Source organism: Leifsonia sp. ZF2019 (genome assembly GCF_019924635.1).
Lineage (GTDB): Bacteria > Actinomycetota > Actinomycetes > Actinomycetales > Microbacteriaceae > Leifsonia.
In genome coordinates this window covers 969,162-982,520 of sequence record NZ_CP065037.1, presented here as the reverse complement: position 1 = coordinate 982,520, position 13,359 = coordinate 969,162, and the positions used below count along the sequence as shown (strand labels likewise).

11 protein-coding genes are annotated in these 13,359 nt (G+C 71.3%); 6 read left to right on the top strand and 5 right to left on the bottom strand.

Annotated elements, in window-relative coordinates:
• Positions 1–2 precede the first annotated feature (2 nt).
• The 4 genes from IT072_RS04970 to IT072_RS04955 form a co-directional block, all read right to left on the bottom strand.
• On the bottom strand, positions 3–1,100 hold the full coding sequence (locus IT072_RS04970; protein ID WP_223359825.1) for a Gfo/Idh/MocA family protein: 1,098 nt from the start codon (positions 1,098–1,100) through the stop codon (positions 3–5).
• Positions 1,085–1,777 (bottom strand): ThuA domain-containing protein, encoded by a 693-nt coding sequence (locus tag IT072_RS04965; protein ID WP_223359824.1) that lies wholly within the window; start codon positions 1,775–1,777, stop codon positions 1,085–1,087. Before IT072_RS04965 ends, IT072_RS04970 begins: the two co-directional genes overlap by 16 nt.
• Positions 1,778–1,799: 22 nt before the next feature.
• Positions 1,800–2,987 carry a Gfo/Idh/MocA family protein gene (locus IT072_RS04960; protein ID WP_223359823.1) on the bottom strand — a complete coding sequence of 396 codons (1,188 nt, stop codon included), beginning with the start codon at positions 2,985–2,987 and terminating at the stop codon, positions 1,800–1,802.
• Positions 2,988–3,078: 91 nt separating this feature from the next.
• The gene (locus IT072_RS04955) at positions 3,079–4,113 is read right to left on the bottom strand and encodes a LacI family DNA-binding transcriptional regulator (protein WP_223359822.1); all 1,035 of its coding nucleotides are present in this window, start codon (positions 4,111–4,113) and stop codon (positions 3,079–3,081) included.
• Positions 4,114–4,139: 26 nt separating this feature from the next.
• Between IT072_RS04955 and IT072_RS04950 the strand changes: the two genes are divergently transcribed.
• On the top strand, positions 4,140–5,114 hold the full coding sequence (locus IT072_RS04950) for an acetylxylan esterase (protein ID WP_223359821.1): 975 nt from the start codon (positions 4,140–4,142) through the stop codon (positions 5,112–5,114).
• Positions 5,115–5,300: 186 nt separating this feature from the next.
• Here the strand turns inward: IT072_RS04950 and IT072_RS04945 are convergent, their stop codons facing one another.
• Positions 5,301–6,296 carry a LacI family DNA-binding transcriptional regulator gene (locus IT072_RS04945; RefSeq protein WP_223359820.1) on the bottom strand — a complete coding sequence of 332 codons (996 nt, stop codon included), beginning with the start codon at positions 6,294–6,296 and terminating at the stop codon, positions 5,301–5,303.
• A gap of 172 nt (positions 6,297–6,468) precedes the next feature.
• On the opposite strand from IT072_RS04945, the gene IT072_RS04940 reads away from it, so the two are divergent.
• From IT072_RS04940 to xylA, 5 genes are read left to right on the top strand one after another with little or no spacing between them, the layout of a single operon-like run.
• Positions 6,469–7,755 (top strand): ABC transporter substrate-binding protein, encoded by a 1,287-nt coding sequence (locus tag IT072_RS04940; RefSeq protein ID WP_223359819.1) that lies wholly within the window; start codon positions 6,469–6,471, stop codon positions 7,753–7,755.
• Between the two features lie 10 nt (positions 7,756–7,765).
• A complete protein-coding gene (locus IT072_RS04935) occupies positions 7,766–8,812 on the top strand; it encodes a carbohydrate ABC transporter permease (protein WP_223359818.1) in 1,047 nt (348 codons plus the stop codon).
• A complete protein-coding gene (locus IT072_RS04930) occupies positions 8,809–9,693 on the top strand; it encodes a carbohydrate ABC transporter permease (RefSeq protein ID WP_223359817.1) in 885 nt (294 codons plus the stop codon). The genes IT072_RS04935 and IT072_RS04930 overlap by 4 nt, the downstream gene beginning before the upstream one ends.
• 33 nt (positions 9,694–9,726) lie before the next feature.
• Positions 9,727–12,039 carry a beta-glucosidase family protein gene (locus IT072_RS04925; RefSeq protein ID WP_223359816.1) on the top strand — a complete coding sequence of 771 codons (2,313 nt, stop codon included), beginning with the start codon at positions 9,727–9,729 and terminating at the stop codon, positions 12,037–12,039.
• A gap of 53 nt (positions 12,040–12,092) precedes the next feature.
• Positions 12,093–13,283, top strand: coding sequence for a xylose isomerase (gene xylA, locus IT072_RS04920; RefSeq protein ID WP_223359815.1), 1,191 nt, complete (start codon positions 12,093–12,095; stop codon positions 13,281–13,283).
• Positions 13,284–13,359 lie beyond the last annotated feature (76 nt).

Here is a 13,359-nt window from a genome sequence, read left to right as displayed (position 1 = left end):
CGTCACCAGGTGTCCGGACGCTCCCCCGGCGGCACGGCCTCCGGCCGCTCCACCGTCGACGTCACCTCCACGACCGCGTGCGCGCGGCCAGCGGTCAGGATGGATTCCATGATGTCGAGCACGTGGAAGGCCAGGTCGCCGGAGGCCCGGTGCGGGCGGTCGGTGTCGATCGCGCGGGCCATGTCCGCCAGGCCGACGCCGCGTCCCGCGTCCGGATAGCCGGCGGCGACGGACACCTCCCGGAACGTGCGGTCGTCGGCGGTCGCGACGAGCACCGGGTCGGAGAACCGGTTGGGGTCCGGCACGGCGATGCTCCCGGCGGTGCCGTGCACCTCGAACAGCGGCAGGCGGGTCGCCCACACCTCGAACGAGACCGTGACGGTCGATACGGCCCCGGAAGCGTGCTCCAGGATGGCGGTCACATGGGTGTCGACATCCACCGGGACGGGTGTTCCGGCGAGGGGGCCGGTCGCGACGGTGCGCTCACGGGCGGAACGGCCGGCGACGCCGGAGACGCGCACGACCGGGCCGAAGAAGGTGACCAGGCTGGTCAGGTAGTACGGGCCCATGTCGAACAGCGGGCCGCCGCCCGGCTGGTAGTAGAACGCGGGGGCGGGATGCCAGAGCTCGTGGCCGGGGGCGCTCCAGGCGACCGCGGCCGCGACGGGGTCGCCGATGCGACCCGCATCGATGACGGCGCGCGCCGTCTGGATGCCGGTGCCGAGCACGGTGTCCGGTGCGCTGCCGACGCGCAGCCCGCGCTCGGCCGCGCGCGCGAGCACGGGCGCGGCCTCGGCGGTCGTGAGGGCGAGGGGCTTCTCACCGTAGACGTGCTTGCCGGCGTCGAGCACGCGGAGGGCGACCTCGGCATGCGCCTGCGGGACGGTCAGGTTGAGCACGGCGTCGATGCGCGGATCCGCGAGCAGATCGTCGACGGAGACGCCGCGGACGCCCTGCGCCTCCCCCACCGCCGCGGCGCGGGCGACGTCGAGGTCGGCGACCGCCGCCAGCCGCAGGCCGGGGAGCTTCGGGAACTCGGCGAAGTACTGGGCGCTGATGTTCCCGACGCCGATGACGCCGACGGTCAGCGGGCGGCCCACAGCAGGCCCCTCTCGATGATGGTGCGGACGGGCTCGCTCGCGACGACCTCCAACCGGTGCCCGGGCGCGGAGACGAACACGCGTCCCTCGCCCCACTGGCGGGTCCAGATCGCGGGCGCGGTCACCGGACGGTTCCACGCGTCCCACGGCCGCACCTCCTGCGTGGTCGTGGCCAGCACGTCGTTGTACTCGTCGGAGAGCACCCAGTACTGCTCGGTGACCAGATCGAAGTCGTCGATGCCCGCGGTGATGGGATGCGTACGCCCGAGCTCCGTGATGTGCACGGTGTAGGGGATGTAGTTGTCGTCCTGGGCGCCGGTGCGCTCGGCCGGATCCTTGCCCGCGTGGTGGGCGAACTGGCCGCCGATCATGTGGAGGTAGTCGGCGCTGTCGCGATAGCTGTCGGCGATGCCGCCGTGCCACCCCGCCAGGCCCGTGCCGTTCAGCACCGCGCGCTGCAGCCCGGCCAGCTCCGCCGGCTCGATCGTGCTCATGGTGTTGATCTGGAGGACGAGGTCGACGGTGTCCATGAACGCCGCGTCGGCGTACACGGCGGGCGCCTCCTCGACGCGCACGGTGAACCCGTTCGTCTCCAGGAAGGGGAGGAAGAGGTCCGTGGTCTCGACGGGCATATGCCCGTCCCAGCCGCCGCGGACGACGAGGGCCTGCTTGGTCATGGTTCCTTCCGTGCGCCGCGGGTTACGCGGTCGGGGTCCAGGCGCTGCCGGAGGCGGCGCTGCGGGTGACGGCGTCGAGGACGCGCTGGATGCGGAGGCCGTCCGCGAACGACGGTTCGGGATCCCTGCCCGTGGCTATGGCTGTGACGACGTCGACGACCTGGTGGGTGAAGGCGTGCTCGTAGCCGATCGCGTGCCCGGTCGGCCACCAGTTCGCCATGTACGGGTGCTCGGGCTCCGTCACGAGGATGCGGGTGAAGCCCTGCTCGCCGGCCGGCGCGGTCGCGTCGTAGAACTGCAGCTCGTTCATCGCCTCCAGGTCGAACGCGATCGCGCCGCGCGAGCCGGAGAGCTCGATCCGCAGCGCGTTCTTGCGCCCGGTGGCGTACCGGGTCGCCTCGAACGCGCCGATCGCCCCCGCGGCGGCCCCGCCCTCCAGGCGTGCCGTGAACCAGGCGGCGTCGTCGACGGTCACCCGCCCGCGCTCCTCCGACGCCGTGCCCGACAGCCCGACGGTCTCGCCCAGGAGCGGGCGCTCCTCCACGAAGGTCGCGAGCGTACCGGAGACGCTCGCGACCCGCGAGCCCGTCAGATGCTCGACCAGGTCGATCGCGTGCGCGCCGATGTCGCCGAGCGACCCCGAGCCCGCCTGCTCCTTGTCGAGCCGCCAGGTCATCGGGCCCTCCTCGTCGGTGAGCCAGTCCTGCAGGTAGAGGGCGCGCAGCTGCCGGATGTCGCCGAGCCGGCCGTCGGCGATCAGACGCCGGGCGAAACCGATGGCCGGCACGCGGCGGTAACTGAAGCCCACCATCGAGCGCTCGCCGCGAAGGGCCGCACGTTCGGCGGCGGCGACCATGGCCTCCGCCTCGCCGACGGTGTTGGCCAGCGGCTTCTCGCACAGCACGTGCTTGCCGGCGTCGAGGGCGGCGATCGCGATCTGCGCGTGCGAGGCGCCGGGCGAGCAGATGTCGACGACGTCGATCTCCGGGTCGTCGATCACGCGGCGCCAGTCGGTCTCCGACCGTTCCCAGCCGAACCGCTGCCGGGCTGCCTCCACCCGTCCGGCATCGCGCCCGACGATGGTGCTCATGACCGGCTCGACGGGCAGGTCGAAGAATCGCGGAGCGACCCGCCAGCCCTGCGAATGAGCGGCTCCCATGAACCCGTAGCCGACCATCGCCACCCGCAGGCGGCCCGCCGCGTCCGTCATCGCGCTGCTCCTTCGCTCCGTCGTGGCGACGCTAACGGCGGGCGGATCGGGCCCGCAAGTTACCGCGGACCGATTGGAAAACTTTCGCGGATCACGCCGCGGGGCGGCCCGCGGGAGCCGCGGTCGAACTGCGCTCCACGAACGAGGTCGCGAGCTCGATCCGTGTGGCCTCGGCCTCGCCTGTGCGCATCCGCAGCGCCAGCCGGGTCGCCTCCTCGGCCATCTCCTGCAGCGGCTGCCGCACCGTCGTGAGAGGCGGACGCGCCCAGAGCGCCGGCCGCACGTCGTCGAAGCCGACGACGGAGACGTCTTCCGGGATGCGGAGCCCGAGCGCCGCGGCCGCGTCGTAGACGCCGAGCGCCTGCATGTCGTTGGCGGCGACGATGGCCGTCGGGCGGTCCGGGAGGCTCAGCAGGCGACGGCCCGCGCGCTCCCCGTCGGCCTGGCCGAACCGGCCGACCGCGGTCAGGGCCGGGTCGAACGCGATCCCGGCCTCGGCGAGCGCCGACTGGTACCCGGCGGTCCTCGCGCGCGAGCACATCAGCTCCGTCGGGCCGGAGACGCACGCGATGCGGGTGTGGCCGAGGGCGAGGAGGTGCCGGGTGGCGGCGACACCGCCCGCCCAGTTGGTCGCGCCGACGGCCGCCATGTCCGCGGGCGGGTCGCCCGCGGGATCGACGACGACCACGGGGATGTTGCGGGTGCGCAGCTGCCTGCGGTGCGTCGCAGTGAGGTGGGAGAACTGCAGCACGACCGCGAGCGGCTTGCGCTGCAGTACGCCCGCGATCCACTCGTCGCCGACGCCGTGGTGGTCGCCGAGCACGCTGAGCGCGAGCACCAGCCCGTTCTCGCGGGTGATGCGCTCCACCCCGCGGAGGATCTCGATGGACCACTCGCTCTGGATGTTCTCGACCACCACCTCCACCATCCCTCCGCGCTCGGGGTCGAGACCGCGGCGGGCGTAGCCGGAGCGGTGCAGGAGGCGCTCGACGCGATCCCGGGTCGCGGCGGAGACCCCGGGGCGGCCGTTCAGCACTTTCGAGACGGTCGAGAGCGAGACGGACGCCTCCTGCGCGATCGCCTCGAGGGTGGGACGCGCGGAGGCGGGGGACGTGCGATCGGGCATGCCGTCACTGTGCCACAATGTCGGCCATGCCTCTCACCGACCTCACCCATGCCGAGCTGCTCGCCTATCGCCCGGAGGTCGAGCAGCCGGCCGACTTCGACGCGTTCTGGACGAAGACTCTGGCGGAGGCGCGGGCCGCAGGCGGAGAGGCCGTGCTCGTGCCCGCCGAGACGCCCATCACGCAGCTGATCGTCGAGGACTTCACCTTTCCGGGCTTCGGCGGGGAGCCGGTGAAGGCCTGGGTGACGCGTCCGAAGGAGGCCGACGGCCCGCTCCCCGCCGTCGTGCAGTATCAGGGCTACGGCGGCGGCCGCGGGCTTCCCGGCGACAACACCCTGTGGGCGCTCGCGGGTTACGTCCACGTGATGGTGGACACGCGCGGCCAGGGCAGCCGCTGGGGCTCGGGAGGCGCGACCGCCGACCCGCACGGCGCCGGACCGGCCGTCCCCGGCTTCATGACCCGGGGCGTCGAGAACCCCGACGACTACTACTACCGGCGCGTGTTCACCGACGCGGTGCGGGCCGTCGACGCCGCCCGCGAGCTGCCGTTCGTCGACCGGTCGCTCCTCGCCGTGACCGGCGGCAGCCAGGGCGGCGGAATCGCGATCGCGGCCGGGGCGCTCGCGGAGGGCGTGAACGCGGTGCTGCCGGACGTCGCCTTCCTGTGCGCGTACCGTCGCGGTGCGGACGTCGCGGCCGACGGACCGTTCGTCGAGCTGGCGCAGTACCTGTCGGTGCATCGCGACCGCGTGGACGATGTCTTCCGCACACTGTCGTATTTCGACGGGGTCAACTTCGCCCGCCGCATCCACGCGCCCGCCCTCTTCTCGGTCGGCCTGATGGACACGATCGTGCCGCCCTCGACGACATTCGCCGCCTACAACCACCTCGCCTCGGCGGACCGCACGATCGAGGTGTACGCCTTCAACGACCACGAGGGGGGCGGCACCCGCCACTGGGAGAAGCAGGCCCGCTGGCTCGCGGAGCGCTTCGCGCGCTGACGCGCCTCGCGCGCGCCGACGGTGGCCGCTACGGCTGCGGCTCGGGACACCCGGGGCCGTGACCGCTGCGGTTCGGGACACTCGCAGCCGTGACCGCTGCGGTTCGGGACGAACGCGCCGCGGCGCCGCACCGCGAATGTCCCAAGGCGCCGCGGTCGCACGGTCGCAAGGCGGAAAGGCGGCGGGTCAGCGCGGCGGCGCGGTCGTGCCCCGCTCGATCAGGCGGGTCGGCAGCACCAGGTGGGTCTTCTCCGGCTCCTCGCCCGCGAGCAGGGCGGTCAGCAGCGATACCGCGGCCGCGCCGAGCTGCTGGATGGGCTGGCGCACAGTGGTGAGCGGCGGCGACGACTGGGCGGCCTCCGGGACATCGTCGAAGCCGACGACCGAGAGGTCTCCCGGGACGCTGAGGCCGAGTTCGGCGGCGACGTCCAGCACGGCGATCGCCGACAGGTCGTTGGCAGCGAAGACGGCCGTCGGCCGGTCGGGTCCGGTGAGGAGCCGCTTCGCGGCGCCGCGACCCGTGTCCTGCTCGTAGCGCCCCACGGCCACGAGCTCCGGGTCGAACGGGAGGCCGGACTCCGCCAGAGCGTGGCGGTAGCCGGCGTCGCGCAGACTCGAGGAGCGCAGGTCGGGCCGGCCGGCGACGAAGCCGATGCGCCGGTGCCCGAGCCCGGCGAGGAAGCGGGTCGCGTGCCGCGCGCCGCCGAAGCTGTCCGACTCCACGGTCGGGAGGTCCGCCCGGCCCGTGTGCGGGTCGATCGCGACGATCGGGACGTCGGCCGAGACGTTCACCACCGTCGGCGTCACCATGATGACCCCGTCGATCAGCGTGCCGCTCAGCCGGCTGAGCGAACGGCGCTCCCACCCCTCGGGCGAGAGCTGACGCGATCCGCTGTACGCCAGGAGGTCGTACCGCGAGTCGTGCAGAGCCGCGCCGACCCCTTTGAGGATCTCCGCGCTGAACGGCTCGAAGTCCGCCACGAGGACGCCGATGACGCCGGTCTGCCGCGAGCGCATGCTGCTCGCGACCAGGCTGGACTCGTAGCCGAGCTCCTCGACCACCTGCAGGACGCGCTCGACGGTGGCGACGGCCACGCCGTACCGGCCGTTCACCGCCTTGGACACCGTCGCGACCGAGACGCCCGCCGCAGCGGCGACGTCGTTGATCGTTGGTCGGCTCATGGAGCGCGAGCCTAGCATCGGAAACGGCGCTTGAAAACGATATTGAAAACGTTTGACACCCCTCCGGCCGATTGTCACACTGAGGACCGCCGGGATGCCCTCCCGGACCCCTGACACCACCACGGCGCCCTCCCTGCGGCGTCACTCAACGAAGAGAACGGGTTGGAATCACATGAAAGCGAAGAGACTCCTCATCGGGGCTTCGGTCGTCGCGGTCGGCGCGCTCGCGCTGAGCGGCTGCAGCGGCACGTCCGACGACGCCGGCGGCGGCAAGGTCAGCATGACCCTCTGGCAGAACTCGACGACCGGTCCCGGTCAGGAGTTCTGGAAGACCGCGGTCGCCGGGTTCGAGAAGGAGAACCCCAACGTCACCATCAAGATCCAGGCCATCCAGAACGAGGACCTCGACGGCAAGCTGCAGACCGCGCTCAACTCGGGTGACGCGCCGGACATCTTCCTGCAGCGCGGCGGCGGCAAGATGGCGGCCATGGTCCAGGCCGGCCAGCTGATGGACATCACCAACAAGGTGTCGGCCGACACCAAGAAGGTCATCTCCGAGGGGTCGTTCAAGTCGGAGACGTACCAGGACAAGGTGTGGGCCATGCCCATCGCCGTCCTGCCCGGCGGCCTCTGGTACAGCAAGGACCTCTTCAGCGCGGCCGGGATCACCGAGGCTCCCGCCACGATCGACGACCTCAACAGCGACGTCAGCAAGCTCAAGGCGACCGGTGTGGCCCCGATCGCCCTCGGCGCGAAGGACGCCTGGCCCGCCGCCCACTGGTTCTACTGGTTCGCGCTGCGCGAGTGCGCCCCGGCGACGATGGAGAAGACGGCCGACTCGAAGAGCTTCTCGGACTCGTGCTGGCTGAAGGCCGCCGAGGACCTGCAGAACTTCTCCGACACCAAGCCGTTCAACGACGGCTTCCTGACGACCTCCGCCCAGCAGGGGGCCTCCAGCTCGGCGGGCCTGCTCGCCAACCACAAGGCGGGCATGGAGCTCATGGGCGCCTGGGACCCGGGAGTGATCGCCTCGCTCACCCCGGACCAGAAGCCGCTTCCCGACCTCGGTTTCTACCCGTTCCCCGAGGTGCAGGGCGGAAAGGGCGAGCCGGGATCGATCATGGGCGGCGTCGACGGCTACTCCTGCTCGGTCAAGGCCCCGAAGGAGTGCGCCGACTTCCTGAACTACCTGGCGACCACCCCGGTCCAGACCGACTACTACAAGGCCTTCAACGCTCCGCCGGTCAACACCGAGGCGCAGAAGGCGGTCACCGAGCCCTACCTGCAGGACGTGCTCGCCGTCTACAACAAAGCCCCGTTCGTCTCGCAGTGGCTGGACACGGTCCTGGGCCAGAACATCGGCAACGCGCTCAACGTGGCGGTCGTCGACATGCTTGCGGGCAAGAGCGACGCGAAGGGCCTCATCCAGGCCGCGAACGACGCCGCCAAGAAGGGCTGAGGACCGACCCGTGAGCAACACCCGCGAGACACCCTCGGCACTCCTGCCGCAGGCGGATCTCGCGCAGCACAGCGGGGGCGACGCGATCGCGGCGCCCCCGCTGTCGCCGCGCCGCCGCCGACGCGGACTGGGCTGGGCCGGCCGGGCGGAGATCGCCCTGCTGGCCGGCCCGGCCGTCCTCGTCTTCCTCGCCTTCGTGATCTTCCCGGTCGTGATGGCGGCGTACTACGGCTTCTACCGCTGGGCGGGCTACGGACCGCCCACGGACTTCGTCGGCCTCCAGAACTACGTCGTCATCCTGACCGACCCCGCCTTCCTCCAGGCCCTCGGGCACAACGCCTTCATCGTCGTCATGTCGCTCGTCCTGCAGGGGCCGATCGCCATCCTGCTCGCCCTGCTGCTGAATCGCCGGATGCGCGGGCAGTCCCTCATCCGCGTGCTGATCTTCGTGCCCTACGTCATCTCGGAGGTGGTGGTCGGGACGGGATGGAGCCTCATGCTCCAGACCAACGGCGCACTCAACGGGGCGCTCGAGAACCTGGGGCTCGGCGCCCTCGCCCACGACTGGCTGTCCGACCCGAACATCGCCATCTGGACCCTGATGGGCATCCTGACCTGGAAGTACGTGGGCTTCGCGGTCATCCTCTTCCTGGCCGGTCTGCAGGGCGTGCCGGAGGAGCTCTACGAGGCGGCGGCGCTCGACGGGGCGTCCTACTGGCAGATCCAGCGCCGGATCACGCTGCCGCTGCTCGGGCCGACCCTGCGCATCTGGGCGTTCCTCTCGATCATCGGCGCGCTGCAGCTCTTCGACCTCGTCTACATCATCTGGGGACAGTACGTGGCCTCCACCGCGGGCACCTCGACGATGGCGACCTACATGGTGGCCAACGGCCGCAACGCCGGCAACTACGGCTACGGCAACGCGGTCGCGGTCGTGATCTTCCTCATCTCGCTCATCGTCGCCCTGGTCTACCAGCGCTTCGTGCTCCGCCGCGACACCGCCGGCGCGCTCACGGAGCCGGCGAAGGCCCCCCGAACCGGAAGGAAGGCGCGATGACCGCGCTCACCGCATCCCGCCCGACCCGCCCCTCCCGCGCCCAGCGCAAAGCGCAGCGGCAGTCGCTCCCGTGGGGGTCGCCCGCGGTGTACTTCATCGCCCTGGTCGTGATCGCGCTCATGCTGGTGCCGATCGCCTACATCATCCTCGGCGGCTTCCGCACCAACTCCCAGATCACGGTCGACCCGGCCGGCCTCCCGAACCCGTGGAACGTCCAGAACTACCTCGGCGTGCTCGGCGGCAGCGTCTTCTGGGGCCAGGTGCTCAACTCCACGATCGCCGCCCTGGCGACGACGATCGGCGCGGTCGCGCTGGGGCTGATGGCGAGCTACGTCCTCGCCCGCTACAGCTTCCGCGGGCGCGGGGTGCTCTACGCCCTGTTCGCCGCCGGACTGATGTTCCCGATCACGGTCGCCATCACCCCGCTGTACATCGTGGTGCGCAACCTCGGGCTGATGAACTCGCTCGGGGGCGTCATCATCCCCCAGATCGCGTTCGCCCTGCCCACGACGATCATCATCCTGGTGCCGTTCCTGCGCGCGATCCCCGACGAGATCCAGGAGGCCGCCTTCATCGACGGCTGCAGCCGGCTCGGGTTCTTCTTCCGGATGGTACTGCGGCTGTCGCTGCCCGGCGTGATCACGACGGGCATCCTGGCCTTCATCGGCAGCTGGAACAGCTACCTCCTCCCCCTGTTCATCCTCAACAACGAGGCGACGTTCACGCTGCCGCTCGGAGTGCAGGCGTTCTCGTCGCAGTACTCCGTCGACACCGCGAAGGTGCTCGCCTTCACCTCCCTGTCCATGATCCCGGCCCTGATCTTCTTCAGCCTGTTCGAACGCCGGATCGTCGGCGGCCTGACCGGCGCGGTCAAGGGCTGACCCCTCGCCCGCGAGAGAACTGTGAGTGATTCCATGAGCGAAACCACGCTCCCGACCGTGTCGGAGCGGGTCCGCCTGCTGCACGCGGAGATGACCCTCGACGAGAAGCTGGCGCAGCTGGTGGGGTACTGGGTCGACAAGGGCGACGAGCTCGTCGCCCCGATGGCCGGCGAGATGGGCAACCCCGGCCGTTACGAGGACGTGACCGCGCACGGCATCGGACACCTCACACGCGTCTACGGCACGCGGCCCGTCGATCCCGCCGAGCGTGCCGCCTGGCTGTGGAACGAGCAGCGCCGGCTGGTGCAGGGCACCCGCCTCGGCATCCCGGCGCTCGTGCACGAGGAGTGCCTCACCGGCCTGGCCGCGTGGAAGGCCGCGACCTTCCCGACGCCGCTCGCCTGGGGGGCGTCGTTCGACCCGGAGCTGGTGGAAGAGATGGCCGGACTGATCGGCGGGTCGATGCGCTCCCTCGGCATCCACCAGGGCCTCGCGCCGGTGCTCGACGTGGTGCGGGATCCCCGCTGGGGCCGGGTCGACGAGTGCATCTCCGAGGACCCGTACGTGGTCGGCACGATCGGGACCGCGTTCGTCCGGGGGCTGCAGGATGCCGGCGTGCACGCGACGCTGAAGCACTTCGTCGGCTACTCCGCCTCTCAGTCGGGCCGCAACCACGCCCCCGTGCACGCCGGGCCGCGCGAGCTGCGCGATGTGCTGCTCCCCCCGTTCGAGATGGCGGTGCGGGACGGCGGCGTGCGCTCGGTCATGAACTCGTATGCCGAGATCGACGGCATCCCTACCGCGGCGAACCCCGAGTACCTGACCGGTGTGCTGCGCGAGGAGTGGGGCTTCGACGGCGCCGTCGTCGCCGACTACTTCTCCGTCGCCTTCCTCCACACGATGCACGGCGTCGCCGGCGATCTGGGCGAGGCGGCGGCGCTCGCCCTCGCGGCGGGCATCGACGTCGAGCTGCCGACCGGTGACGCCTACCTCGAACCGCTTGCCGATGCGGTGCGCTCGGGTGCGGTCGACGAGGGCCTCGTCGACCGGGCCGTGCTGCGCGTGCTGTCCCAGAAGGAGGAGCTCGGACTGCTCGACGCCACGTTCGACACGCCTCCCGCCGAGATCGACATCGACAGCCCCGCCCACCGCGCCGTCGCGCGCCGCCTGGCGGAGGAGTCCCTGGTGCTGCTGACCAACGACGGGACGCTGCCGCTCGCGCCGGCCCCCGGCCGGATCGCCGTCGTCGGCCCCAACGCGGACGGGCCGGAAGCCCTGATGGGCTGCTACTCCTTCGCCAATCACGTGCTCGCGCACCACCCCGAGTTCCCGCTCGGGTTCGAGATCCCGTCGGTGCTCGCGGGTCTGCGCACGGAGTTCCCGCACGCCCGGATCGTGCACGAGAGCGGCTGCGCGGTGGAGGGCGACGACCGCACCGGCATCCCGGCCGCGGTCGCCGCCGCGCAGACCGCCGACGTCGCGATCGTGGTGGTCGGAGACCGTGCGGGGCTCTTCGGGCGCGGCACCGTCGGCGAGGGCAACGACGTGGAGAGCCTCGAGCTCCCCGGCGTGCAGCGCGAGCTGGTCGAGGAGGTCGTGCGCACGGGGACGCCGGTGGTCGTCGTCGTGCTCTCGGGCCGGCCGTACGCTCTCGCCTGGGCGGTCGACGGCCCGACGGCGCCGGCCGCCGTGCTCCAGTCGTTCTTCCCGGGCGAGGAGGGGGCGGCCGCTGTCGCCCGCGTCCTGTCCGGCGCGGTGTCGCCCAGCGGGCGGCTCCCGGTCTCGCTGCCGCGCTCCGCCGGCGCCCAGCCTTACTCTTACCTCCACCCGCTGCTCGGCGGCCCGAACGAGATCACGAGTGCCGACAGCACGCCGGTGCTGCCGTTCGGCCACGGGCTCTCGTACACGTCGTTCTCCCGCGCGGAGCTGACCGTCGACGCCGAGGTGGAGGCGGGCGGCACGTTCACCGCGCGCGTCCGCGTCGCCAACACCGGCGACCGGGGCGGGTCGGATGTGGTGCAGCTCTACGCCCGCGACGTGCAGGCGAGCGTGACCCGGCCGGTGGCGCAGCTGCTCGCGTACGCCCGCGTGGATCTCGATACGGGCGAGGAGGCGGAGGTACGGTTCGACGTTCCGACCGCCCGCCTCGCGTTCAGCGACCGGTCGCTCCGGCGCGTCGTCGAGCCGGGGGCGATCGAGCTGTGGGTCGGTCCCTCCTGTGCTGAGCGCGAGACGAGCGCTACCCTCACGATCACGGGCGACCTCCACGTCGTCTCCGCGTCCGATGCCCGGATCGTGCCGGTCGCGATCGAGCGCATCGGGGTCGCGGCCGACGCGATCTCCTGATATAAGTTTATCGAAACAACAAATCACCGACGACGTTGAAGGAAAGCAGAACCATGAGCCTCACCCCCACCCGCGCCGACAAGTTCTCGTTCGGACTGTGGACGATCGGCTACAACGGCACCGACCCGTTCGGCGGCCCCACCCGCCCCCAGCTCGACGTGGTCGAGGCGGTGACCAAGCTCAGCGAGCTCGGCGCCTACGGCCTCACCTTCCACGACGACGACCTCTTCGCGTTCGGCTCCACCGACGCCGAGCGGCAGAAGCAGATCGACCGCCTCAAGCAGGTCCTCGCCGACACCGGCGTCATCGTGCCGATGGTCACCACCAACCTCTTCAGCGCGCCGGTGTTCAAGGACGGCGGCTTCACCTCCAACGACCGCGCCGTGCGCCGCTTCGCGCTGCGCAAGGTGCTCCGCAACCTCGACCTCGCCGCTGAGCTGGGCGCCAAGACGTTCGTGATGTGGGGAGGCCGCGAGGGCGCCGAGTACGACTCGGCCAAGAACATCGGCGCCGCTCTCGAGCGCTACCGCGAGGCCGTCAACCTGCTCGGCGACTACGTCACCGACAAGGGCTACGACATCCGCTTCGCCATCGAGCCGAAGCCGAACGAGCCGCGCGGCGACATCCTGCTGCCCACCGTCGGCCACGCGCTCGCCTTCATCAACTCGCTGGAGCGCCCGGAGCTCGTCGGCCTCAACCCCGAGGTCGGCCACGAGCAGATGGCGGGCCTGAACTTCGCCGCCGGCATCGCGCAGGCGCTGTACCACGGCAAGCTCTACCACATCGACCTCAACGGCCAGCGCGGCATCAAGTACGACCAGGACCTCGTGTTCGGCCACGGCGACCTCCAGAACGCCTTCGCGCTCGTCGACCTGCTCGAGAACGGCGGCCCGAACGGCGGCCAGGCCTACGACGGCCCGCGCCACTTCGACTACAAGCCGTCGCGCACCGAGGACGCCTCGGGCGTGTGGGACTCCGCCGCCGCCAACATGCGCACCTACCTCCTTCTCAAGGAGCGGGCCGCGGCCTTCCGCGCCGACCCCGAGGTGCAGGAGGCGCTGCAGGCGGCACGCGTGACCGAGCTGTCGGAGACGACGCTCGGCGCCGGCGAGAGCTACGACGACCTGCTCGCCGACCGCAGCGCGTACGAGGACTTCGACGCGAGCGCGTACTTCGGCGGCAAGGGCTTCGGCTTCGTGCGCCTGCAGCAGCTGGCGCTGGAGCATCTCCTCAACGCCCGCTGACCCCCCTCGTTTGACCACCGAGGTGCACGTCGTGGCGCTCATTCCCCGCGGATGACGACCACGACGTGCACCTCGA